The sequence below is a fragment of the Mycobacterium cookii genome, assembly GCF_010727945.1.
GTDB classification, from domain to species: Bacteria; Actinomycetota; Actinomycetes; order Mycobacteriales; family Mycobacteriaceae; genus Mycobacterium; species Mycobacterium cookii.
In genome coordinates this window covers 868,371-889,935 of the sequence record NZ_AP022569.1, presented here as the reverse complement: position 1 = coordinate 889,935, position 21,565 = coordinate 868,371, and the positions used below count along the sequence as shown (strand labels likewise).

The following is a 21,565-nucleotide window of genomic DNA, read 5'->3' as shown; positions in this document are numbered from 1 at the left end:
CGTCGAATTGCCATGAAGACGTTGAAGTTCGGCGTGGTCGCGCCCGTCGCCGCCGGCGTGACCGCAGACCCGCGGTGGATGGCCGCCTTCGCGCGACACCTCGAAGAGTGCGGCTTCGAATCGATTGTCGTGGTCGAGCACACCGTGCTGGCCACCCGCTATGACAGCGTCTACCCCTACGACCCGTCCGGGCGGGTGGAATTGGCGGCCGACTGCCCCGTACCCGACCCGCTGGATCTGTTGTCGTTCTTGGCCGCTCACACCGACCGGCTCGGCTTGGCGACCGGCGTTCTGGTACTGCCCAATCACCATCCGGTGGTATTGGCCAAGCGCGCGGCGACGGTGGACGCGCTGTCGAACGGCCGGCTTCGGCTCTGCGTCGGTGTGGGCTGGCTGCGCGAGGAGATCGAGGCCTGTGGCACGGTGTTCGAAAGCCGGGGACGCCGCGCCGACGAGCAGTTGGCCGTCCTACGGGCGCTATGGGACGTCAGCACGGCGGGTGCCAGTCACCACGGCGAGTTCTTTCATTTCGACAACGCCGTATGCAGCCCGAAACCGGTTGCCGGCAAACATCTTCCCGTGCACATTGGCGGGCACAGCAAGGCGGCCGCCCGACGGGCCGGACGCTACGGCGACGGGTTCCAGCCGTTAGGCGTGGCCGGGTCGCAGTTGGAGGTCCTGCTGACGTTGATGCGCGACGAGGCGGCCGCCGCCGGCCGGGATCCATCGGAAATCGAAGTGTCGCTGGGTCATTCGGTCGCCAAGATCGACGCTGAACGTGCGCAGCGGCTGGCCGCTCAGGGCGCCGACCGACTGGTACTGGCCATGCCGTCGATCACTGATCTCGACCAGGCCAGGGACGAATTGTCGGCTTGCGCCCAACGGCTCCGTTTGGTTGCCTGATGCTGGACGCCGCCGACCGGGCTGCTCTCGGCGACCTGGTGCACTGCTACGCAGCCCTCGTCGACGATCGGCATTTCAGTTCTGCTGCAGAGCTGTTCACCGACGACGCTGAGCTGACGCTGCCCGATCCCCCATCGACTTTGGAGCCGGTTGTCCATCATCGCGGACGCGCCGCCATCGGCGACGCGTTGGCAACCGTCGCCGCCACCATTCGCACTCAGCACGCGATCGTGGGCGAAGTCTATGACGCCAACCCGCGATCCGGCACTGCTCGCGGGCGCATCGCGTGTATCGCCCACCACTGGATTGCGCACGACGACGAGATTCGTGATGTGGTGTGGCATCTGCGCTACGACGACGAGTATCGGCGCGCCAAGTCCGGTTCGTGGCGGATCCAGCGCCGGGCTTTGACGATCGACGCTATCGAGACACGCCCGGCGCGCCAGGTACGGCCCTAGAGCCGTTGGCCCGCAGCCCGTTCCAGCAGATCGACGGTCCGGGTGAGGCTTTCGGCAGGAGTGACCATCAGACGCGCGATCTCACGGGCCCGCGCGGCGTACTGCTCGGCGAGGATCAGTCTCAGGTCTGCCGTCAGCGAGTCCAGCGTCGATTCGGAAAAGCCCCGTCTCAAACCAACTCCCATGTGGGTGACGGCGGCTGCCCACATCGGCTGGTCGAGTCCGTTCCACAGGATCAGTGCCGGCACTGCGGCGCGTAGGCCGGCCGCCGTCGTGCCGGCGCCACCGTGATGCACGACCGCACGGCACGCGGGAAACACCGCCGCGTGATTGACCTCGTGCACAATCTTGACGTGCTCAGAATGCCCGATCGCGCTCGAATCATCTGAGCCCAGGCAGATCAACGCTCTGACACCTACTCGGCTGCAGGCCGCCTCGATCACGGCGACCATATCGGCCGGGGCCGTGACCGGCGTGCTGCCGAAGCCGAAGTAGACAGGTGGTGACCCGGCTGCCATCCACGAGAGCACGGCGTCGTCGGTAGCCGTTGGCAACTCCAGTGTCAGCGCCCCGACGAAGGGGTGCAGCTCGTCACCTGCCCACTCGTCCGCGAGGCGTGGCGCGCAGAGTCTGTCGTAGGCCTGAATTTCCAGCGGCCGCGCAACTTCAGCGACCTCGGGCAGTCCCAGCGCGTGGCGCTGAGCCCGTTGCGCCTGCGAATACACGCCGGATTCGGGCGATCCCTCGTGGAGAATCTGCGACGGGAAGAAGTGCAGCGCTGCCAAGGGAATGTGTTGGAGCTCAGCGATATTGGCCGCCGGCGTCTGTTCGGTCATCCCCGCCACGATCAGGTCTGCGCCCTCGGCCAACGGCGCCAGCGTCGTGGACTTCTCGGCAAGCGTCTGGTGCACATATTCGATTGCTTGCGGGATCGCGCTCATCGGGTTGTCCACCATGCTGGTGAAACCATTGTCGCTCAAGAGATCCTGCCAATGCCGGCCGTAGGGCACAGCGACCAGACCCGCCGATGCGACGTACGCCTGCATCTCCGGTGGAACTGTGACGGCCATGCGCACGTCGTGACCCCGGCGCGCCAGCTCAGCGGCGACGGCGATGCAGGGTTCCACATCGCCGCGGCTGCCGTAGCCGGCCACCACACATTTCATCGGCGAACCCTATCGCTCGACGAGCGCGCCGGGCGGACCGCCGTGTCAGCCGGCTTGCGGCAGCGGGATGCCTTCACTGCTGGAGAATTGGGCGTCGCTCTGGGTGGACAGTCCCAGCGACACCACCGACCGCGCGAAGAGGGCGTCGGTCAGATACGCGAGCGCCACCGCCCAGCGGTTGACGCCTCGCGGGATGGCGTAGAGGTGATAGCCGCGGGTCACGCACTTGGCCGGGAAGCCGGACAGCGGGATTTTCAGGGGGTTCGCCACTGCCTGGTGCGGTCCCAGGTCGACGACCAACCCCATGTCGTGGTGTTTGTAGTCGCGCTTCTTGCCGCGACCCAGGCTGGCGGCGACGTTCTTGGCCAAGGTCTTTCCCTGGCGGGTCGCGTGCTGCGCCGTCGGCGGGGTGATCATGCCGGGCCGGGTCACGTCGGGCACCGCGGCGGCATCGCCGGCGGCGAAGACGTCGGGATGCCCGGGAACCGACAGATCGGTCTGCACCGTCAACCGGCCGTTCTCGGTCGGCAGGTTCAGCGTCTCGATCAGCGGAGCCGCGGTCACCCCGGTCACCCACGCGACGGTGTGCGCGGCCACCCGCGAATCGTCGCTGAGGACGACGTGATCCGGATGGACTTCGTTGAGCGTCATACCCAGTCGCACGTCAATCCCACGCCGCCGCAGAACCCGTTGCGCGCGGTTGCCCAGCTTCTCGCCGACCTCGGGCATCACTTGTTCGGCAACGTCGAGCAGCAGGAACTTCACCGCGGCCGGGTCGAAATTCATCTGCTTGGCGGCGGCGTTGGCCAGCGCGCGGAGCTGCAACACGAGTTCGGTGCCGGAGTACGACGCGCCGACCACGACGATCGTCCGGCGAGCCTGCGCGAGCTCGGCGTCGTCTTCCAGGCAGGACAGTTCCAGTTGCTGCAGAACGTGATCGCGGAGGTAAAGCGCCTCGGCGGTCGACTTCAAACCCCTTGCGTATTGGGCCAATCCAGGAATATCGAACAGCCGGGTCACCGAACCAGGGGTCAACACCAACCGATCCCAGGACAGTTCGCGGGTGCGCTGTTCGAGATCGGTGTACTGCAGCCGGTGCGCCTGCAGATCGACGTGGTCCACCCGGCCGCGTATCGCGCGCACACGCTTCAGGCTGCCCGCCAGCGGTATGGCGACAAACCGGGCATCCACCACACCGCCGGCCACGTCCGGCAGTAGCGGCGTGTAGAGCATGTAGTCGACCGGGGAGATGATCGTCACCTCGACGTCGTCTTTGCGCAGCAGCCGGGCCAGCCGCCGCGCACACTCGAACCCGGTGAAACCGCTGCCTACGATTACTACTGACGTCACCATCTGCCTGTAGCCACCCACCCGCGATCACAAACCAGCATCGCCGCGGCCAGTTTAGCGGTCCGACGTCATTCCAAGGCGGCCAGATTGCACACCGATTTACGTACATCCGATTTGATGATTCGGGCTACGAGCTTTCCCACCGGCCCTCCGAGCACGCCACCACTCAGATCGGCGGTCAAGTCGAACGTCGAGCCGGGCTCGTTGTCGGTGACCCCCATGGCGACAGTGATGCGAACCCCGCCGCGCCCGCGACCGCTCAGTTCGATCGCGTCGGGTTCGTCGTATTGGGTCACTTCCCAGTGGATGACGTTCCGGAATCCCTTGACCTTGATGAGCGACGAGACGCGGGTGCCCTTGTCAATCGTCGCGGGCACGTTGCTGCGCCAGCCGCCGAAAATCGTCATCCAGTCGCCGAATCGCCCCAGATCCGACGCCAGCTTCCACGCCGCCTCCGGCGAAAGATCCGACGTCGTCGAGACATCCACTCGTGCCACGTCGTCTCGCTTTCTGCTGAGGTGCAACACCGACCGCGGTGTCGGGCGGGAATACCCTGACAGCGCCACCCGATAAACCGCGCAGCTGATGATCGTCAGATACCGGTCCAGGTCTGATCGAGTTGCTCGGCCACGTCGATGATTTGCGCCGCTTGCGATTGCGGAGAATCAATTTCCTCGTTGACATACAGCGCGATGAATCGACGGATTTCTCCGTCCACGCCCGCGACGATCCGCAACAACTCTCCCCGGATACTTTTCGACGTCACGTGCACGGTGATATCCGTCGGCCGGGGTTTCGCGACGTCGACGATCAACAGCAACGGCTCGGCGGCGCGTGCGGTGGCGCTCAACGCGATATCGCCGTCGACCTGAAATCGCTGCTTGTCGATTCGCAGGTCGATCAGTAAATCGATCAGCAGCGGGATGTGGATGTCGAAAGTGATGCTGTCGCCGACGTTCCGAGTGACCTTCGGCTCTTTGATCGTGACATTGGCGCTGACTTTGGCGATTTTGCCCGGGCCCTGAACCATCGGGGGCATGTCGAATTGATTGCCCGCGATCGCGGCGAATGCGGCGCCGACGCGCTCTTCGGTCACCGCCACTTCGAAGAAGTGCCGCCCAAAAGACTCGTAACTGATGTACTCGTGGCCCTGCATAAGTGAATACCGTCTCACGTCGTCTTCCAAGTCGGCGACTGATCGCGTCGTGTCGATGCAACGGTTAGGCAAAGGCTGCCCGGGGGTAACCGGTGCCGATGATCACTGGTCGGAGGGCCCTGACGGCATGAGGCTGCGCAGGAGCGTGGTTGACGGCCCCGGGCTGGGCCGCATCCGCCGCGGCCGCGGTTTTTCCTATGTCGATGCCCACCGTGACTGTCTCGACGACCCGGAGGTGTTGGCGCGAATCGAGTCGCTGGTGATCCCGCCTGCCTGGAAGAACGTGTGGATTTCCCCGCATCCCAACGGTCACATTCAGGCCGTCGGCACCGACGCCGCAGGCCGTCGCCAGTACGTGTATCACGAGCGATGGCAAGCCGAAAGATCCGAGGAGAAGTACGACCGGACGATGAATCTGGCCAAGCAGTTGCCGGATTGGCGCCTGCATCTGCTCACCGATCTACGTGGCCGCGGCGTGGGGCGACCGCGTGCTGGCGCTGGCGCAGCATTTGATCGACCAGGGCTATTTCCGGGCCGGCGGTGAGGAATACGTCGAGGAGAACGGCAGCTATGGACTGTCGACGTTGCTGCGCGACCACGTCCGGCTGCGGCGGGACCGCGTCGATTTCGACTACCCCGCCAAAAGCGGTGTGCGCCGCACGGTTTCGCTGGACGATCCGCTGGTGCTGAGCGCGGTCCGCTCGTTGTTGCGTGCCGACACGACGACTCCGCGGCTGCTGGCCTATCGAACCTCGGGCGGCTGGTCCGAGGTGCATGCCGATGACCTCAACGTGCGGTTCCGCGAGCTGGTGGGCGAGGAATTCAGCGTCAAGGATCTGCGGACATGGCACGGCACGGTGCTGGCCGCCGAAGCGTTCGCGATCGCGCGCGAGCCGACCTCGAAGACAGCTCGCCGTCGAGAAGAAGCTGCCGTGATGCGAGCGGTCTCCGGGCAATTGGGCAACACACCCGCCGTCGCGCGGCGCTCGTACGTGGATCCGCGGGTGGTGTCGGCCTATGAGCAGGGCCTCACGATCGCTTCTGCGCTGCGCCGGGCGAAGCGCCAACGAACACCGGAGACGCGGCGTGAAACCATCGAGCGTGCCACCGCGCGAATGATCAGACGTGTGCGGCACAGCTGAGGACGACCGCGTTGCCGGGTGGCGACCGGCGGGTGTGAGAGAATTCAGCATCGCACCGGCGCGATCTGGGCTGGCGATTCTTGAGGTTGTTCACCGCACCGCACAGCCGGCCATTGACTCGATGTACCAGGCCGTGTCCCGACATGGCATTACTCGGAGGTGTCCGATCCAATGTGCGCCTACCACGTCACCGCACCGCGCGCCGTCGGCTCTCCAGTCGCGGCGTGGCTCACCTGGGTCGGCGGCGGCGAGCGCCACGAACTGCACGAGCGTCACGAGCGTTCTGCGCATGCCGTCACCGGCGTGGTGGTTCTTGCCGATGTCGCGTTGACCTGGCTGGTGACGACCCTCGCCGTCGTGCAGGCAACGCACCTCTCGGTGTTCGCCGTCGCGCCGTTCACGCTGGCATTCGCACTTTTGGTGGGTGCGATCAGCCGGATGGCCGCCACCGGCCGAGTCCACGGAGCCGCACAACGCGGGGTGGTGGCCGTCGGCGTGATCCTTGGTGCGATGGCGGGCGAATTCGCCTCGCTTGCAATGCTTTCCAGCCCAATTGATCAACACCTGCAACGACAGGCCACCCGCAACGCCGCTTTGTCGCCGGCTGTCGTACAAGCGTCGGGCAGCCTGCAGCAGATGCGCGACGCGCGTGCCGCGCTCGACCGGACAGTTGACGTGGCACGCACACGTCGCGACGAGGCTCTGATCGTCGCGCGTTGTGAATACCACCCCACTGTGTCCTGTCCGCAGACCCGCATCACGGGTGTGCCGGGTTCGGGGCCCGAAACCCGAACGGCCAACCAGATTCTCGCGGACTCGCAGCGCGAGCTGGATGAAGCCGATGCTGCTCGTGACCGCCGAGCTCCCGATTTGGATGCTCGTATTGTCGACGACGAACGACTGCTCAGCGAAACCCGGCAAGGTGCGATTGCCGACGCGGATCACGGTCTGGGTGCCCGGTGGGTTGCCATGCAGCAGTTGACCTCGAGCAGCACGAGCTTGGTGATGCTGCGCCTGCTGAGCATTGCATTTTTCGCATTTCTGGCGTTATTGCCCACGATTCTGCGGCTGTGGCGAGGCGAGACGACCCACGATCGACACGCTCGAGCCCGCGCAGAACGGGAACGCGCCGAACTGAGTGCCGACACCGCGATCGCAGTGAAACAAGCTGAGGTGCGCGCAGCCACCGAAACCATGTGGGCCGAAGGCCAACTGGCCCAAGCCCGGCTCGCGGTCGAAGCGCAGATCGAGATCGACCGAGCGCAGCTCCGGCAGCAGGTGACCGCCGCGATCGAGGCGACGACACCGGAGCCGGCGCCGGTGGTCGAGGATATGTATTTGCCGATCGCCGCCGAGGCGGAGGCTGCGAGCCTGGCCGCGACACAGTCGATCGAAGCGGGGGCGACGCCTGCTGCCGTCGAGGCGGAGAATCTGCCCGCGGTGGTCGAGCGGTCGGATACACCTGCTACGCCGACGATTCCGACCATCCCCGATGTCACCCGGGCTGCTGCCCGCTGGATCCGCCCACTGGTTCCCGGCTTCGTCGCCCGCGCCATCGATACGACAACCCATCCATTGCGCACCGCGCGCCAGGTGATCGAAGAGGTTGAAGAGATCACCTTCTCGCTCAAGCGCACGCACAGGGTCACCGTGCACTCCCAAGAAAGCACCGGTACCGCGTCCACGGCTGACGCCCCAGACGACACTCACCACGCCGACTTCGGTGCGCCTGCGGCCGAACCATTCTCGCCGCGTCGCCTGTCGCCGGAGCGGGCAGAAGTCAGAACATTGGTGTCCAATCCGGGTGAACCGCTCCGCGAATTGGTGGAGCGCGACGGACCTCGCGAGTTGCGTGCAACTGACGGTCCAAAACAGCTGCCGCCCGCTGAATAGCCAACGCACAGAACACCGTCGGATGGTGTGTGCCGAGGTCCCGAGACGGGGGCGAAAAGCGTCTAAAGATCACCGCGATAAATAACTCTTTGCTAAAGCCCCTTTTTGGGCCTAAAGTTGCTGCATCTGGGCTTGAAGATGCATAATTTGAGGCATAGATCACGAAAAGTCAAGAACGGGTTACTCTTCCACGCAAGTAGAATGACGTTGTGTAAACCCTTATCTACCAGGCCTTTTTGTTCGCAAATGAGACGTAGGTCATCTTTCCTGCGCAAAAGTGATGGCCTGCACAAAGTTTGGTTGTCTATTGACCTTGTAAGTACCGTCCCGGCTCATGTTTGTCTTAGCAACACTGATGGGCCTTCTCGAGCAGATGTCCGGCACGCCGTATATCACCGGTGGACATTCCCCCGCAGGGACCGACTGCTCGGGTCTGGCCTCCGTGGTATCGAACGTGGCAACGGACCGGCCCGCCTTCGGAGAGCGGTTCAACACCGGCAATGAAGAGTCGGCGCTGCTGGCCCGCGGCTTCAAGTACGGAACGGCCCCCGGCGCGCTCGTGATCGGCTGGAACGGTGGCCACACGGCGGTAACGCTGCCCGACGGCACCCCGGTGTCCAGCGGTGAGGGCGGTGGCGTCCGAATCGGTGGCGGTGGCGCCTACCAGCCGCAGTTCACCCACCACATGTACTTGCCTGTCGACCCGGAAGGCCCCGGGGACGCCCCGCCGCCCCCGGCACCGATGCTGGTGAACGCCGTCACCCCGGATGCTCCCCCGCCGCCGGCCCCCGACGCTCCCCCGCCGCCGGCCCCCGATGCTCCTCCGCCGCCCGCCCCGGACGCGCCGCCTCCGCCCGCAGATGCGCCGCCTCCGCCTGGAGAAGCCGCCTGATCCGGCGTCAGGCCAGAAACCGCTCGCTGTAGCGGTTGAACCGGGCGGGCAGGTCGTGCTCGTCGAGTCCGAACATTTCGGCCGACGTGGCGATGCTGCCCAGCCGTCCACGCTGGTGGTTGTCGAGATAACCGGTCACCGCCGCGAGCGCCGCCTCAGTCAGCGGCTCGCCGGCCAGATCGTAGATTCGCTCGGCGACGCCGAGTTCGTCGGCCATGAAGTCCTCGAAGCGGACGTCGATTGAACGCTCCGGTGGAATGCGGTCCCGGTCGCGCACCAGCGCGTCCAGCATCAGCTGGAGGCGGCCGGACCAGGACGACGCGATCTCGTGCACCGGCACGGGCGAGCGGTGCATGCGTGCGGTGTAGGTGAGCATCGCGAGCATCGACAGCACCACGGGTACCGGGTCGCGGTGGGTGAACACCACGACGACGTCGGGAAACACGGCGTCCAGCACCGCCAGCTGCTCGAGATGCTGAGGTGACTTGAGCAGCCATCGACGGCCACCCCGAAGGAACTGCAGGGCCTTGAGCTGCAGGCCCAGGTATTGGTATGACGACGTCTGGTCGTGGGCCAGGTAGTAGTCACGCCACCGCGGCACGTGGGCGAGCGTCTCGAACAGCATCGTGGACACGTCGTTGGCCAGTAGCTGGATTTCTTCATGCACGTGCTCGGTGGTCATCTCGTGCATCAGCGGAAAGTGCGGCATCGCCGCATTCATGAATTCGACGGCGGCGTCCATGCGCGCCTTACGCGGATCGGGCTCGACCCCCAGCTCGGCCGGCAACGGAAAAGGTTCGACGCTCTCCCAGTACGGAAGGGTGCGAAAGCTCGGGCCCGCCGCGAGCAGGTTGTGGAGGTGGGTGGTGCCCGTCCGCGGCAGGCCGGCGATGACCACCGGCGGCAGCAACTCGATGTCACGAATCTCGGGATGACGTGCGAGCAGGTCGTTCAGTAGCAGCCGATTCTTGAGTATCTGCAGCAGCTGCATATGGAAGTTGACGATGCCGGCCCCGTTGAGACCGTCGATGTCACGCAGCGCGGCCAGGTAGACGTCCAGACGCTCCCGGTAGTCATCGGGCCCGAAATCCGTCAGCCCGGCCTCGGCGGCCGCTCTGGCGTGCAGTATCTCGGCATCCAGCGGACATTCGGGGGCCATCTGCGCCATGAGGTCGCGGAGTTGGTCGATCTCGGGACTGAATCGTGGCTCGGCCAAGTCGTCGAGCTGCACAGGAGCTGGAGCGGCCTGAGTCATGGGTATTTATGTTACTCTGAGTTCCGTAATGATGACAGAGCTTGGCCGCCCCCGGGATGGCCGCATCGACAGCGACGTGCTGCGCGCGACAGCCGAGCTGATCGGCGAAACCGGCTACGCGGACCTGTCGGTCGATGCGATCGCCCGCCGGGCCGGCACCAGCAAACCGGCGATCTACCGGCGCTGGCCGAGCAAGGCGCATCTGGTCCACGAGGCGGTCTTCCCGATCAGCGACGCCACCGCCCTCCCCGACACCGGGTCGCTGGCCGGTGACGTGCGCGAGATGGTCCGCCGCACGGCGGCAGTGCTGAGTACACCGGCCGCGCGGGCCGCGTTGCCCGGCCTCGTCGGCGAGATGGCGGCGGATCTCACGCTGCACGCGGCTCTGCTGGAACGCTTCGGCGACATCCTGTCCCGCGGACTGACGCAGCGGCTCACCGACGCTGTCGCCCGCCGGGAGGTACGGCCCGACGTCACCGCCGCCGATGTGGTGGAGGTCGTCGCCGGCACCTCATTCCTGGCTCTGCTCACGCGCGCCGACGCACTCGACGACATCTGGGTCGAGCGGACCGCCGCGCTCATCACGAGAGGAATCAGCGCTGATGACTGATGCAACGACGCACGAGTCCAGTGCCGCATGGCACGAACTACTGGAGACACTCGGCGGCCTCGATCGCGGGTTCCTCGAGGGCGACCGCGCCGTCACCGATGACCGGCACGTCGCGGACGGCTACCGGATGATCGCGACGACGCTGGGCGTGGCTTTTGACACCTACCTGTTCGGCGAACCGGGCCGTCCAATGTTCGTCGAGGTCACCACTCCCTTTCGGCGCGACCGGCGTTGGGGCGGTGACAACACCGACGCCTACTACTGCATTTGTCCGGTCGACCCCGCCCGCCGCTACCGGATCAGCGGCAACCGGGGTGACAGCGTCTACTTTTCGCTGACGGCCTACAACGAACCGTCGCCGGGCGCCTGGTCAGATCGCATCGTGGCGATCGTTCGCGACGACGACCTCGAGATCGATGCGGCCGGCAACTTTTCGTTCGAGCTGGGGCCGACGCCGGGCGCGGCGGTGCTGATGACTCGCGACTACCAGGCCGATCCCCTGACCGGACGGCCGATCGCCTGGCAGATCGAGGCGCTCGAGCCGCCCGACGCGATCCGCCACGGCGACGCCGAAACGGCCGCGCGCCTCCGGGCGACGGCCGCCTGGATGCGCACGATGTTTGCCATCGTCCCCTTGACGGTTGGCGCGCGCGTTGATGAGGCGCACGCGCTCGGCCACGAGATCGCCCACGCAGCAAACCAATTCGCTGACCCATACCAGGTGCCCGATGCAAATTTCGGCTGGTCGGCCCGCGACGCCTGCTATTCGTACGGCAGCTTCGTGCTCGATGAGGACGAGGCGCTCGTCATCACCCACCGACCGCCACGATGCAGATTCTGGAACTTGGTGGTGTGGAACCAGTTCATGGCGACCCACGGTGCCGCCGATGCGCGCTGCTCAATCAACGGCCACAGCGCCGTGGCCAACTCCGACGGCTCGGTGACGATCGTCGTCTCCCGGAGCGGCACGTCACACCCGAATTCGTTGACGACAGTGGACTATCCCCGCGGCAACCTGGCTTTTCGGTGGTTCCTCGCCGACGAAGTGCCGCAGCGGCCGGAGGTGCGGCTAATCACACTATCCGAGGCGCCGACCAGCGTCGACGTGTCGGCCTGACTGCCGCCGCGCTGGTCAACGCTCCGTCTGCGGCGCGACACGCCAGTACTCAGGGTTTGCGCAGGCTTTTCTTAGTTTGGACAATCATTCGTATGGGAATCTTTGGCCTCATGAATGCGCATCATGTCTCTCGTCTATTCGGTGCGGTGGTGGCGACGACGTGGGGACTCGGGGTCTCCGTTGTCTCCGCCGACGCCCTGCCTTCGGCGTCGGCCGCGTCGTGCCCCGACACCCAGGTGGTGTTCGCTCGCGGTACCGGTGAGGATCCGGGCGTCGGTCCGACGGGTCAGGCGTTCGTGGACGCCCTCCGCGGGCGCCTGGGCGGAAAATCGATGGACGTCTATCCGGTGAATTACCCCGCCAGCGACCAATGGTCGACCGGTCTGGACGGCATCAGGGATGCCGGTTCGCACGTGGTGAATGAGGCCGCTGCCTGCCCCAACACCAAGATTGTGCTCGGCGGGTTCTCGCAGGGCGCCGCCGTCGCGGGCTTCGTCACCTCGCCGGCCGTTCCGGACTCGGTACCGCAGGACGTCGACCCGGCGACCATCCCCAAGCCGCTAGACCCCGCAATTGCCAACCACGTCGCGGCGGTGGTGCTGTTCGGGACACCCAATGTCCGGGCGATGAACTTCCTCGGTCAGCCGCAACTGGTCATCGGCCCGCTGTATCAGTCCAAGACCATTCAGGTGTGCGCCGTCGAAGACCCGGTCTGCTCGGACGGAATGAATTTCTCCGCCCACAACAGCTATGTGGAAGACGGGAACGTCATCGCCCAGGGTGCGGACTTCGCGGCCGCCCGACTCCAAGGCGGTACCGCACCGGCCCCCACCGGGCACCAAGGTTTCGGGAACTGATCTTCCGGAGTTCGTGACCTCAGGATTCGTCACGCCGGCTTCCGGCGTGGACTAGCGTCGAGTGCGGTCTGTCGTTGGAATCCTGAGACGGAGGACATCTATGGCGATCCGGGTCGCCCACGTCGGCACTGGCAACGTCGGTCGGTTGGCGCTGATCGAGTTGATCAGCAATCCGCAGTTCGAGCTGACCGGAGTGTGTGTCTCGTCGCAGGAGAAGGTCGGAAAGGACGCCGCCGCGCTAGCCGGATTGGAGACCCACACCGGCATCGTGGCGGTCAACGACCTCGAGGCTGCGATCGCCACCCAGCCGGACTGCGTGGTGTACTGCGCGATGGGTGACACTCGTCTGCCCGACGCGATGAAGGACGTCATGCGCATCCTCGCCGCCGGCGTCAACGTTGTCGGGTCGTCGCCGGGGTTGCTGCAGTATCCGTGGGGTGTGTTGCCGGACAAGTACATCGCACGTGTGGAAGATGCTGCGCGGCAAGGAAATGCGAGCATCTTCATCAGCGGGGTCGATCCCGGGTTTGCTAACGATTTGATCCCGTTTGCACTTGCCGGCACCTGTCAGCGCATCGAGCAGGTGCGCTGCATGGAGATCCACGACTACGCGTCCTACGACGGTGCGGAGGTCATGCACTACATGGGCTTCGCCCGGTCGCTGGACGAGACCCCGATGCTGCTGCAGCCGGGCGTCCTGAGCATCGCCTGGGGTACGGCCATCCGGCAGCTCGCGGCCGGTCTCGGCATCGAGGTCGACGAGATCACCGAGTCCTACCAGCGCGAGCCGGCGCCAGAGGACTTCGACATTGCGGTGGGTCACGTGGCCAAGGGCACGCTGGCCGCGCTGCAATTCGAGATCCGCGGCATGGTCGCAGGGCATCCGGCGATTGTCATCGAGCACATCACCCGCCTGCGGCCCGATCTGCGACCAGACTGGCAGCAACCCGCCGCGGGCGGCGGTTCGTATCGCGTCGAGATCACCGGCGAGCCGTCCTACGCCGTGGACATCGTCCCGAGCAGCCGCTACGGCGACCACAATCAAGCCGCGATCTGCGGCGCCGCCGGGCGGATCGTCAACGCCATCCCGGCGGTGGTCGCGGCCCCACCGGGAATCAGGACGACCCTAGACCTGCCGTTCGTGACCGGACGCGGGTTGTTTGCGCGCGAGCACGTGGCGGCGAGCTAGCCGAGTCCGAAAGCATTGGTGCGCAGCTAATCAGCCGCTGATTAGCTGCGACACAAAACGGTCCGGCCCGCGGATCGGACCGGACCGTTCGTTCGCGCTGGCTTACTGGTGTTCCTTCTGACGCTTTTCGGCAGCGTCTGCGCCGGCCCGCGCCGACTCGGCTTCGGCTTCCTTCTTCGCGGCATCGCGCTCGGCATCGGCCTTGTCCTGCTGGGCTTTACCTTCTTTGACGATGTCGTCGCGACCAGCGATCGTCCCGCCGACCTCTTTGGCCTTGCCCTTGATGCCTTCGACGGCACCCTTTACGGCTTCCTCGGGCCCACTGTTCTGCTCGCCCATAAGTCAGTCCTCCTAATTCACCTCGATTAAACGGACCGCCGGCCCTCTCATGTCCCGCCGATCCAGACAGGCCGGCACGTCCGCCGTGTTCGCCTTCCCGTCGTGACAGCCGGTCAAACACGTCCACTCGAGGGATCTGCGCGCCGAGGTGCGACGGGCACAACGTGAGCGGGCAATTTGCGGCTGGGTTACCGTATTCCGTTACCCGATGTGAAGGAGCACGACGCGATGAGGACTTCCCTGTCTGCGGTGGCGGCGCTGGCTACCGTGGCGTCACTGGCCGCCGGTTGCGGCGGCCACCCCACGTCGTCGACACCGTCCTCGGGGGCCGCCACCTCGGCAGGCGCGCCGATCACTGACTACACCACGCTCCTGATCAAGGCCGGCGACATCAAGGCCCCCGATACTTTCACCGCCGGGCCCGCAACGAAGAATCCGAACGGCCAGACCGGTGCGACGACGACGTTCACCGACCAAGACCACAGCCATACGATCATCGACACCATCGAGATCCTGCTCAATCCGGAGGCTGCCGCGAATGCGCTGGATTCGGCCAAAGCGGTGCACCGTGAAGCGCTGCGCACAAAAGCGCTGAACGCCGACGTAGGAGTTGGCGGCGTCACCATCGAGGGGCTGAGCGAGGATCGTTCCAAGGGTGTGACGATCTTGCTGTTCACTGAGGGCAAGGCCTTTGTGACGCTGGAGTTCGACGGTCCCCCAGAGATGCTGGCGCCGATGGACTTCGTGACCGACGTCGGGCAACGGCAGGACGCCGCGATCAAGAAAGCGTTCGGTGGCTGACCGATAGCTTGAGGCTCAATCGATTTCGTGCGTATCGGCCAGTAATGCCCGCGCGCTCTCAACGCACGGCCGCAACCGGTCGTAGGCGCTGACGCCGGCCTCGGCGCGGGATCGCATCGGAATCTCCAAACCGACGACGCGATCAGCCGGTAGGGCCGCGAGCATGTCGGCCAGCGGCAGTTCGCCTTCGCCGGGCGGCAGTCGTTCGAACATGGCCTCTTCGGCGTAATGGGCGATTCTCGGCTGCAGCGTGGTATCGCTCAGCTGGATGTAACCGATCCGCTCTGCGGGCAGCGCTCGCAGGTCGTCGGCGCGCGCGCCGAAACGAGCTACGTGCATGGTGTCGATCAGCACGCTGACGTCGTCCCGACCGACATACTCGACGGCGGCGACGGCCATGGGTAAGTCCGCGATGCTCAGGCCCAGAACGGGTTCGATACACGTCGCGATACCCCGCTCGGCCGCCAGGGCGGTGAGCGCAGCAAGTTGATCGAACGTGCGAGCACGGTCCGGCTCCAGGCTGACGGTGTTGATCCGCGGGATCCGCAATTCGGCCATGACGTCGAGATCGGCGGCGTAGCAGCGAACGTCGACGCCCGGCGCGATCAGCAAACCTTCGCCCAGCGAGATCGAGACCCCGCGGTCGGTCATGGCTGCGAGCAGATCGCGGCGCAACGCCGGGTCGTCGCGAAGCGAAAACGGTGGATAACCAAGGGAATTCAGCGGTGCAAAGCCGACCAAACCGGCTGTGATGTAGCGGCAGCCCAGGTCGGCGACGAGGCCGACGTATTCGACCGGCGGCATGCCGAACACGCTGAGCATCTCGATGCCGAGGCGGTCCATTCCCACGTGCGCTTCTCAGCCGCCGACCATGGCAAGGCCACCGTCGACGGGGATCAGCTGGCCGGTGATGAAAGCCGCACCCGTGCCGGCCAGAAACACCAAGACCGGTCCCAGATCGCCGGCGGGATCGCCGAGCTTGCCGCCCAAGGGTATGGACAGCTTCATCTGCTGGTCGATAAACGCCGCGGCACCAGGGCCCAGGAAGGCCCGCAGCCGATCGGCCCCTTGCGTCTGGACGGCCGGTGCGAGCGCGTTGACGGTCACCCGCTCGGCGCCCCACGCCTTGGCCGCCGAGCGAGTCCAGGCCTGGACGGCGCCCTTGGTGGCGGCGTACACCGCGGCGATAGGACTGCCCATCACCGCCTCGGCAGACCCGAAATTGATAATCTGGCCACCGTTTTCGCGCATGGCCGCGTGCGCGGCCTGATTCGTGAGAATCGTGGCTTTGACGTTGGTGTCGAGCAGGAAGTCGATGTCCTCGCCGCTGATCTGCCCGGGCACTCCCGCCTGCCACGATCCGGCGGCGTTGACCAGGACGTCGAGGCCGCCGAGTTCGCGGACCGCGTCGCCGAATGCCGCCTCGACTGCCGCGGCATCGCGCACGTCGCACTGCAGCCACGTCACCGCCGGCGCGTCGTCCGGCGGTGCGGTGCGGTGATATGTCGCGACCACCCGGGCGCCCGCAGCGCACAGGACGTGCACCGCCGCCGCCCCGATTCCGGTGGCGCCACCGGTGACCAGGATCCGGCGCCCGTCCAGCGGTCTGTGCGGTACCGTCATGGCCGCGGAGTCTATCCGTCCGGCGACATCGGAGTTAGGTAACGGGCCAGGTATCCGAGCGACGTCTTTCCTGGTAGTGAGTGAATCGTCGTCAGAACGCCTCGGGATCGCGCTGGATCTCGACCGGAACCGGATGACGGTACAGCCGAGATGCGTTCTCCCAGGTGAATTTCCGGATCAGATCCGGTGGCAGGTCGCCGATCTGCTGGTGGACGGTTTCCTGGGTGTGCGGCCACGTCGAGTCGCAGTGCGGGTAGTCGGCTTCCAACATGATGTTGTCCGCGCCGATGCGGTCGTGCTGCATGAACGAGGACTTGTCTTCCACGGCACAGAACCAGAAGTTGCGGCTGAACACCTCCGCGGGGGTCAAGCTCTCCCCCAGCTCCGCCCAGGTGCCATACATCGCGTGGTAGCTGAGCATGTGGTCGAGGCGGTCCAAAAGCCCGGCAACCCAACCGATTCCACCCTCGGACAGGCAGATCTGCAAATCCGGGAATCTGCTGGGCAACCCGGAGTACAGCCAGTCGACCGCGGCGGATATGGCATAGGCGAAGAACAAGACGCCCTGCACGTCCGGCGGCGCATCCTCGGTGGTCGACGGCGACGATCCGGACGAGCCGATGTGCAGATTGACGACGGTGCCGGTCTCGGCGCACGCGGCCATCATCGGGTCCCAGTGGCCGGAGTGGATACTCGGCAACCCGAGCATCGCGGGATTCTCGCTGAATGTGACGGCGTGGAAACCCCGTTCGGCGTTTTCGCGAATCATCGCCGCACCGAGCTCGGGATCGAGCAGCCACGATAACTGGCACGGAATGATCCGGCCGGGGTGTGCGCCGGCCCAGACGTCGTGGTGCCAGTCATTCCACGCCCGCACCGACGCCAGGGCGAGCTCGGGGTCGGTGGTCACCTGCTGCAGTCGCTGGCCGGCGAAACCTGGCAGGAAGGACGGAAAGTTCAGCGACGCATAGATGCCATTCAGGTCCATGTCCTTGACGCGCGCGTCGATATCCCAGGCGCCCCGGCGCATTTCGTCGAATCGGACCGGTTCGAAGCCGTACTCCGACACCGGCCGGCCGACCACCGCGTTGAAACCGACATTGGGCAACTCGCGGCCGTCGTAGACCCACGTCTGTCCGCCGTCGGCGGTGTCGACGACTTTCGGGGCGCGTTCGGCGAACTTGCGCGGCAGACGTCCGGTGAACGTGTCCGGTGGTTCGACGATGTGGTCGTCCACGGAGATGAGTGTGTAGCGGCGTCGCGCCCTGGGCGGGTCGGGAAGGAAGGTGACCGAACGGCTTTCACCGGTCTTGGCGGTGGTGAAGCTCAGGTTCGCGGCCAACTCGTCGATTGATTTCATGACACTCCGCTCAGCTCAGGACGGCCGGGTCGGCTTTGATCGTCATGCGGGCAGCGCCTGCCCAGTACACGTCGGCGGCCCGCTCGATCAGCGACCGCTGCATGCCCGCCATATCCGGCCAGCTCATCTGCACTGGCTCCCTGCCGGTCAGCATGACGTCGTAGGCCAGTTTGCAGACCCGCTCGATCGAGGCCGCGCGATACACCGCCTCGGCCAGATTGCGGCCGGTCGCGATGACGCCGTGGTTGGCCAGGATCGTCAGATTTGCGCCCGCGATGCGGGCAGCGAGATCGGCTGCGCGCGTGGCGCTGTCGATCTCGCCGTCGTAGGACTCCACCAGACACAGGTCGTCGAGGAACAACGAACCGGTCTGATGCACCAACTCGGGCAACCTGCCCAGCGCGGCGAGCACACAGGCGTAGTAGGGGTGGTTGTGGATGACCACCCGCGCGTCTTCACGGACGCGATGCAGTTCGGTGTGGATGTGGATGGCCGGAGTGACGTCCCACCGGCCGCGGACCACCCGCGCGTCGGCGTCGACCACGCAGATGTCCGAGGCGGCGACCTCCTGCCACCAGAGGCCCCACGGGTTGACGAACATGTCGGTCTGTCCGTCGGGTTGCCAGGTGATGTGCCCGGCCATGTTCTCCGCGAAGCCGATGGCGGCGAGGTGGCGGAATGCCACGGCGAGCGCCTGCTCGCTGGACAGGTCGACGCCGATCGGCGGAACCACCGCCGGCGCCCACACCTCCAGCCCGCCGCGCCGAGCGTCACGAGCGTCCATGACCGGCCTCCATCCTGGCTCGAATATCTTCTCGAAGAACGCCTTTGGCGACCTTGCCGCCCGACGATCGCGGTAGTTCGTCGAGCACGACGAGCCGTTCGGGCAGCAGCTCTTTGGACACCCCCACCGCCAGTAGATGCTGAACCAGTGCGGGCAGGTCGAGCGCCTGCGAATCGACCAGTTCGGTGTAGAGGCAGACCTTTTCGCCGAAGACCGGATCAGGCATCGCCACGGCCGCCGCAACGGCGATCGCGGGATGTGTCGCGGCGGCGTCCTCGACCTGAGCGGCGCTGATGTTCTTACCGCCGCGCAGGATGAAATCGGACGTCCGGCCGGTGACGGTCAGGTAGCCGTCGGCATCGATTTCGGCGATGTCGCCCATCCGCATCCAGCCGTCGCGGGTGAACAGCTGATCATGGTCGGTGCCGTCGAGATAGCCGAGGCTGGTCGCCGGACCCCGGCATGCGGGCTGTCCCCGTCCCGCGTCGGTGACGTCTCGATCTCCGTCGAAGAGTCTTACCGACATCTCGGGAACGATGCGGCCCGCGGTCCGCAGTCGGCGTGGCTGCGGGTCGCTCAGCGTGGTGGCACTCAGGATGCCGGTCTCATTCGAGCCGTAAAACTGCAGAATCGTTGCGCCGGTGAGCGTCTCGAAGTCCGCTGCCGGCCGGTACGGCAACGCCTCTCCGCCGGTGAACACAACTCGCAATGAACTCAGGTCGTACTCACGTGAGGCGCGGTCCGCCATCAGCATCGTCAATTGCGTGCTGACACAGCACAACACGGTCGCGCGGTGCGCGGCTATCGCTTGACACGTGGCCCTGGCGTTGAACCGCTCCTGGATCACCGCGGTCGCGCCCAGATAGATCGGGGTGGTGTGGCTGGTCCAGATCCCGAAGCCGTACGGGGTGGGGATGACGGGAAGGACGACGTCGTCCGGTGTCAGGTGCCCGTTGGCGACGGCTTTCTGGTGGAAGTAATACCAACGGTTCTGGGTGTGCACGACGCACTTGGGCATCCCGGTTGTCCCAGAGGTCGAATTGATCAAGAACACATCGTCGGCGCCGAGTCGCCGCTCGGATGTCAACGCAGCGCCAGCCGCCTCGACGTCGAGTCGCGGCGCCCCGTCGGTGTCCGTGAGTTCCAGGATCGGCAATCCAAATGCGGCCCGGGTCGCAGCGTCGCTGCGGACCGGGTCGCTGATCAACAACGTCGACCGCGAACCGCGCAAGATGGCCGCGACCTCACGACTGCCGGCGCGCGCGCCGATGCCGACGACGACGGCGCCGCATCGTTCGATCGCGGCGAACAGCACGTGGATGGCGGCCGAGTCGCCGTGCCACACCGCGATCCGATCACCGCGGACGACACCGACACCGACCAACTGTTCAGCCAGAGCCGTTGCCGCACTATCGAATTCGCGCCAGGTAAGCGATCCGCCGAGATGGTCGACGTAGGCCACCCGGTCCGCATGGTGTTGTGCGTTGGCTGATACCGCGTCGGACAACGTCACATCGGACCACCAACCGGCGGCGCGGTAGCGGGCGGACTCCTCGTCAGTGAAGGCCGGCGAGTCCGCCATATCCAGGCCACCGGCGCTCATCACCCGATGATATGGCCAGACCCGCGCCCGGCGGCCCAGTTTCCGGCGTCGGACCAGTCAGCTCGGTTCGCGCAGCGGCAGGCCTGCCGCGCGGTAGATCGCATCGATGACCGTCATGTTCTCGACGGCGTCCTCGGGCGTGGTCGTCACCGGCTGGCCGCGCAACACTGCGCCGGCGAACGCGTCGAGCTGATACGCGTAGGTCGGGCGGCGCGAGAATCGCTCGACACGTTTGCCCTCGGATGAGCGCACCGACATGCGGTGGACAAGGTGCGGTGTCACCGGGTTGAGCAGCTTGATCTCACCGCGGTCACCGACGATGCGAGCGCTGGTCTCCAGCAATCGCGTCGACCACATCGAGCAGCGGACCCGCCCGGTGTGGCCCTCGGCGAACCGCAGCTCGGCCGTCATTGCCCGGTCGACGCGAGGATCATGCAGCTTGGCCTGCGCCGACACGACGTCCGGGGTCGAACCGCCGAATGTCCGCACCATGTGGACGGCATAGCAGCCGGCGTCCATCAGGGCGCCACCGGCGAGCGCGTAGTCATAGCGGATATCGGAGAACACCGGCAGCGGGAAACACAGGGCAGCTTCCACCCGCGTCAGCTTCCCCAGTTCGCCCGAGGCGATGATCTCCAAGGCGCGCAACGCCAGCGGGTGGTAGCGGTAGTGGAATGCTTCCATCACGACGCGGTCCGACTTCGCCGCCAATTCCGCGATCTCCCGGGCTTCGGCGGCGTTCGCGGTGAAAGGCTTTTCGCACAGCACATGCTTGCCGGCGGCCAGTGCGGCGCGAGTCCATCTGCCGTGCAGCCCGTTCGGCAGGGGGTTGTAGATCGCATCGATGTCCGGGTCGTCGATCAGCGCCTCGTAGGTGTCGTGCACCCGCGCGATGCTGTGTTTGGCAGCAAACGCCTGCGCGCGTGAGCGGTCGCGCGCCGCCACCGCCGCGACGACGACATCGTCGTTGCTCTGGGCCGGTTTGATGAGCGCCGACGGAGCGATTCGCGCCGCACCGAGCACACCGATTCGCAGCGGAACTCCGAGTCCAGGCACGGACCGAAGTT

At 65.9% G+C, this 21,565-nt stretch carries 21 protein-coding genes and 1 pseudogene; 10 read left to right on the top strand and 12 right to left on the bottom strand.

Annotation, left to right across the window (positions count from 1 at the left end; all coding sequences use genetic code 11):
* Positions 1 to 21 precede the first annotated feature (21 nt).
* Both G6N27_RS04290 and G6N27_RS04285 read left to right on the top strand, forming a co-directional pair.
* Complete coding sequence (locus tag G6N27_RS04290) at positions 22 to 903, top strand: LLM class F420-dependent oxidoreductase (RefSeq protein ID WP_163781321.1); 882 nt, start codon at positions 22 to 24, stop codon at positions 901 to 903.
* Positions 900 to 1,361, top strand: coding sequence for a nuclear transport factor 2 family protein (locus tag G6N27_RS04285; RefSeq protein ID WP_163781319.1), 462 nt, complete (start codon positions 900 to 902; stop codon positions 1,359 to 1,361). Before G6N27_RS04290 ends, G6N27_RS04285 begins: the two co-directional genes overlap by 4 nt.
* Here the strand turns inward: G6N27_RS04285 and G6N27_RS04280 are convergent.
* The 4 genes from G6N27_RS04280 to G6N27_RS04265 form a co-directional block, all read right to left on the bottom strand.
* Entirely contained in the window at positions 1,358 to 2,527 is a 1,170-nt protein-coding gene (locus tag G6N27_RS04280; protein ID WP_163775227.1) for a glycosyltransferase, read from the bottom strand. The genes G6N27_RS04285 and G6N27_RS04280 overlap by 4 nt on opposite strands.
* A gap of 45 nt (positions 2,528 to 2,572) precedes the next feature.
* A complete protein-coding gene (locus G6N27_RS04275; protein WP_163775226.1) occupies positions 2,573 to 3,877 on the bottom strand; it encodes an NAD(P)/FAD-dependent oxidoreductase in 1,305 nt (434 codons plus the stop codon).
* 68 nt (positions 3,878 to 3,945) lie between these two features.
* Complete coding sequence (locus G6N27_RS04270) at positions 3,946 to 4,374, bottom strand: type II toxin-antitoxin system Rv0910 family toxin (RefSeq protein ID WP_163775225.1); 429 nt, start codon at positions 4,372 to 4,374, stop codon at positions 3,946 to 3,948.
* 95 nt (positions 4,375 to 4,469) lie between these two features.
* Positions 4,470 to 5,033 carry a hypothetical protein gene (locus tag G6N27_RS04265; RefSeq protein ID WP_163775224.1) on the bottom strand — a complete coding sequence of 188 codons (564 nt, stop codon included), beginning with the start codon at positions 5,031 to 5,033 and terminating at the stop codon, positions 4,470 to 4,472.
* Positions 5,034 to 5,160: 127 nt separating this feature from the next.
* Here G6N27_RS04265 and G6N27_RS04260 point away from each other — a divergent pair.
* The 3 genes and pseudogenes from G6N27_RS04260 (at position 5,161) to G6N27_RS04250 (ending at position 8,960) form a co-directional block, all read left to right on the top strand.
* Positions 5,161 to 6,175 (top strand): annotated as a pseudogene (locus tag G6N27_RS04260) (DNA topoisomerase IB).
* A 171-nt stretch (positions 6,176 to 6,346) separates the two neighbouring features.
* Entirely contained in the window at positions 6,347 to 8,068 is a 1,722-nt protein-coding gene (locus G6N27_RS04255; RefSeq protein ID WP_163775223.1) for a DUF4407 domain-containing protein, read from the top strand.
* A gap of 334 nt (positions 8,069 to 8,402) precedes the next feature.
* A complete protein-coding gene (locus G6N27_RS04250; RefSeq protein ID WP_163775222.1) occupies positions 8,403 to 8,960 on the top strand; it encodes a peptidoglycan endopeptidase in 558 nt (185 codons plus the stop codon).
* A gap of 7 nt (positions 8,961 to 8,967) precedes the next feature.
* Here the strand turns inward: G6N27_RS04250 and G6N27_RS04245 are convergent, their stop codons facing one another.
* Positions 8,968 to 10,215 (bottom strand): sulfotransferase family protein, encoded by a 1,248-nt coding sequence (locus tag G6N27_RS04245; RefSeq protein ID WP_163775221.1) that lies wholly within the window; start codon positions 10,213 to 10,215, stop codon positions 8,968 to 8,970.
* Positions 10,216 to 10,243: 28 nt separating this feature from the next.
* Here G6N27_RS04245 and G6N27_RS04240 point away from each other — a divergent pair, with 28 nt between their 5' ends.
* From G6N27_RS04240 to G6N27_RS04225, 4 genes are all read left to right on the top strand, one after another.
* Positions 10,244 to 10,825, top strand: coding sequence for a TetR/AcrR family transcriptional regulator (locus G6N27_RS04240; RefSeq protein ID WP_163775220.1), 582 nt, complete (start codon positions 10,244 to 10,246; stop codon positions 10,823 to 10,825).
* Positions 10,818 to 11,942, top strand: a complete 1,125-nt coding sequence (locus tag G6N27_RS04235) for a DUF1214 domain-containing protein (protein WP_163775219.1) — start codon at positions 10,818 to 10,820, stop codon at positions 11,940 to 11,942. The genes G6N27_RS04240 and G6N27_RS04235 overlap by 8 nt, the downstream gene beginning before the upstream one ends.
* A 92-nt stretch (positions 11,943 to 12,034) precedes the next feature.
* Positions 12,035 to 12,799 carry a cutinase family protein gene (locus G6N27_RS04230; RefSeq protein WP_163775218.1) on the top strand — a complete coding sequence of 255 codons (765 nt, stop codon included), beginning with the start codon at positions 12,035 to 12,037 and terminating at the stop codon, positions 12,797 to 12,799.
* A 100-nt stretch (positions 12,800 to 12,899) separates the two neighbouring features.
* A complete protein-coding gene (locus tag G6N27_RS04225; RefSeq protein ID WP_163775217.1) occupies positions 12,900 to 13,988 on the top strand; it encodes an NAD(P)H-dependent amine dehydrogenase family protein in 1,089 nt (362 codons plus the stop codon).
* A gap of 102 nt (positions 13,989 to 14,090) precedes the next feature.
* Here G6N27_RS04225 and mbp1 read toward each other — a convergent pair whose 3' ends face one another.
* Positions 14,091 to 14,327, bottom strand: a complete 237-nt coding sequence (mbp1, locus tag G6N27_RS04220; protein ID WP_163775216.1) for a microaggregate-binding protein 1 — start codon at positions 14,325 to 14,327, stop codon at positions 14,091 to 14,093.
* 228 nt (positions 14,328 to 14,555) lie between these two features.
* Between mbp1 and G6N27_RS04215 the strand changes: the two genes are divergently transcribed.
* Positions 14,556 to 15,128 (top strand): hypothetical protein, encoded by a 573-nt coding sequence (locus G6N27_RS04215; protein ID WP_163775215.1) that lies wholly within the window; start codon positions 14,556 to 14,558, stop codon positions 15,126 to 15,128.
* A gap of 15 nt (positions 15,129 to 15,143) precedes the next feature.
* Here G6N27_RS04215 and G6N27_RS04210 read toward each other — a convergent pair whose 3' ends face one another.
* From G6N27_RS04210 to G6N27_RS04185, 6 genes are all read right to left on the bottom strand, one after another.
* Positions 15,144 to 15,971 (bottom strand): sugar phosphate isomerase/epimerase family protein, encoded by an 828-nt coding sequence (locus G6N27_RS04210; protein ID WP_163781317.1) that lies wholly within the window; start codon positions 15,969 to 15,971, stop codon positions 15,144 to 15,146.
* Positions 15,972 to 15,986: 15 nt separating this feature from the next.
* On the bottom strand, positions 15,987 to 16,751 hold the full coding sequence (locus tag G6N27_RS04205; protein WP_163775214.1) for an SDR family NAD(P)-dependent oxidoreductase: 765 nt from the start codon (positions 16,749 to 16,751) through the stop codon (positions 15,987 to 15,989).
* A gap of 91 nt (positions 16,752 to 16,842) precedes the next feature.
* Entirely contained in the window at positions 16,843 to 18,111 is a 1,269-nt protein-coding gene (locus tag G6N27_RS04200; protein ID WP_163775213.1) for an amidohydrolase family protein, read from the bottom strand.
* 10 nt (positions 18,112 to 18,121) lie between these two features.
* On the bottom strand, positions 18,122 to 18,895 hold the full coding sequence (locus G6N27_RS04195; RefSeq protein ID WP_163775212.1) for a class II aldolase/adducin family protein: 774 nt from the start codon (positions 18,893 to 18,895) through the stop codon (positions 18,122 to 18,124).
* Positions 18,882 to 20,498 carry a class I adenylate-forming enzyme family protein gene (locus tag G6N27_RS04190; RefSeq protein ID WP_163775211.1) on the bottom strand — a complete coding sequence of 539 codons (1,617 nt, stop codon included), beginning with the start codon at positions 20,496 to 20,498 and terminating at the stop codon, positions 18,882 to 18,884. The genes G6N27_RS04195 and G6N27_RS04190 overlap by 14 nt, the downstream gene beginning before the upstream one ends.
* A gap of 57 nt (positions 20,499 to 20,555) precedes the next feature.
* Complete coding sequence (locus tag G6N27_RS04185; protein WP_163775210.1) at positions 20,556 to 21,554, bottom strand: Gfo/Idh/MocA family protein; 999 nt, start codon at positions 21,552 to 21,554, stop codon at positions 20,556 to 20,558.
* Positions 21,555 to 21,565 lie beyond the last annotated feature (11 nt).

Excerpts from the sequence above, each read along its gene's own strand:
- G6N27_RS04200 (WP_163775213.1), bottom strand. The coding sequence starts at position 18,111 with ATGAAATCAATCGACGAGTTGGCCGCGAACCTGAGCTTCACCACCGCC.
- G6N27_RS04215 (WP_163775215.1), top strand. The coding sequence starts at position 14,556 with ATGAGGACTTCCCTGTCTGCGGTGGCGGCGCTGGCTACCGTGGCGTCA.
- G6N27_RS04230 (WP_163775218.1), top strand. The coding sequence starts at position 12,035 with ATGGGAATCTTTGGCCTCATGAATGCGCATCATGTCTCTCGTCTATTC.
- G6N27_RS04195 (WP_163775212.1), bottom strand. The coding sequence starts at position 18,895 with ATGGACGCTCGTGACGCTCGGCGCGGCGGGCTGGAGGTGTGGGCGCCG.
- G6N27_RS04235 (WP_163775219.1), top strand. The coding sequence starts at position 10,818 with ATGACTGATGCAACGACGCACGAGTCCAGTGCCGCATGGCACGAACTA.
- G6N27_RS04255 (WP_163775223.1), top strand. The coding sequence starts at position 6,347 with ATGTGCGCCTACCACGTCACCGCACCGCGCGCCGTCGGCTCTCCAGTC.
- G6N27_RS04225 (WP_163775217.1), top strand. The coding sequence starts at position 12,900 with ATGGCGATCCGGGTCGCCCACGTCGGCACTGGCAACGTCGGTCGGTTG.
- G6N27_RS04240 (WP_163775220.1), top strand. The coding sequence starts at position 10,244 with ATGATGACAGAGCTTGGCCGCCCCCGGGATGGCCGCATCGACAGCGAC.
- mbp1 (WP_163775216.1), bottom strand. The coding sequence starts at position 14,327 with ATGGGCGAGCAGAACAGTGGGCCCGAGGAAGCCGTAAAGGGTGCCGTC.
- G6N27_RS04265 (WP_163775224.1), bottom strand. The coding sequence starts at position 5,033 with ATGCAGGGCCACGAGTACATCAGTTACGAGTCTTTTGGGCGGCACTTC.
- G6N27_RS04280 (WP_163775227.1), bottom strand. The coding sequence starts at position 2,527 with ATGAAATGTGTGGTGGCCGGCTACGGCAGCCGCGGCGATGTGGAACCC.
- G6N27_RS04210 (WP_163781317.1), bottom strand. The coding sequence starts at position 15,971 with ATGGACCGCCTCGGCATCGAGATGCTCAGCGTGTTCGGCATGCCGCCG.
- G6N27_RS04190 (WP_163775211.1), bottom strand. The coding sequence starts at position 20,498 with ATGAGCGCCGGTGGCCTGGATATGGCGGACTCGCCGGCCTTCACTGAC.
- G6N27_RS04245 (WP_163775221.1), bottom strand. The coding sequence starts at position 10,215 with ATGACTCAGGCCGCTCCAGCTCCTGTGCAGCTCGACGACTTGGCCGAG.
- G6N27_RS04250 (WP_163775222.1), top strand. The coding sequence starts at position 8,403 with ATGTTTGTCTTAGCAACACTGATGGGCCTTCTCGAGCAGATGTCCGGC.
- G6N27_RS04205 (WP_163775214.1), bottom strand. The coding sequence starts at position 16,751 with ATGACGGTACCGCACAGACCGCTGGACGGGCGCCGGATCCTGGTCACC.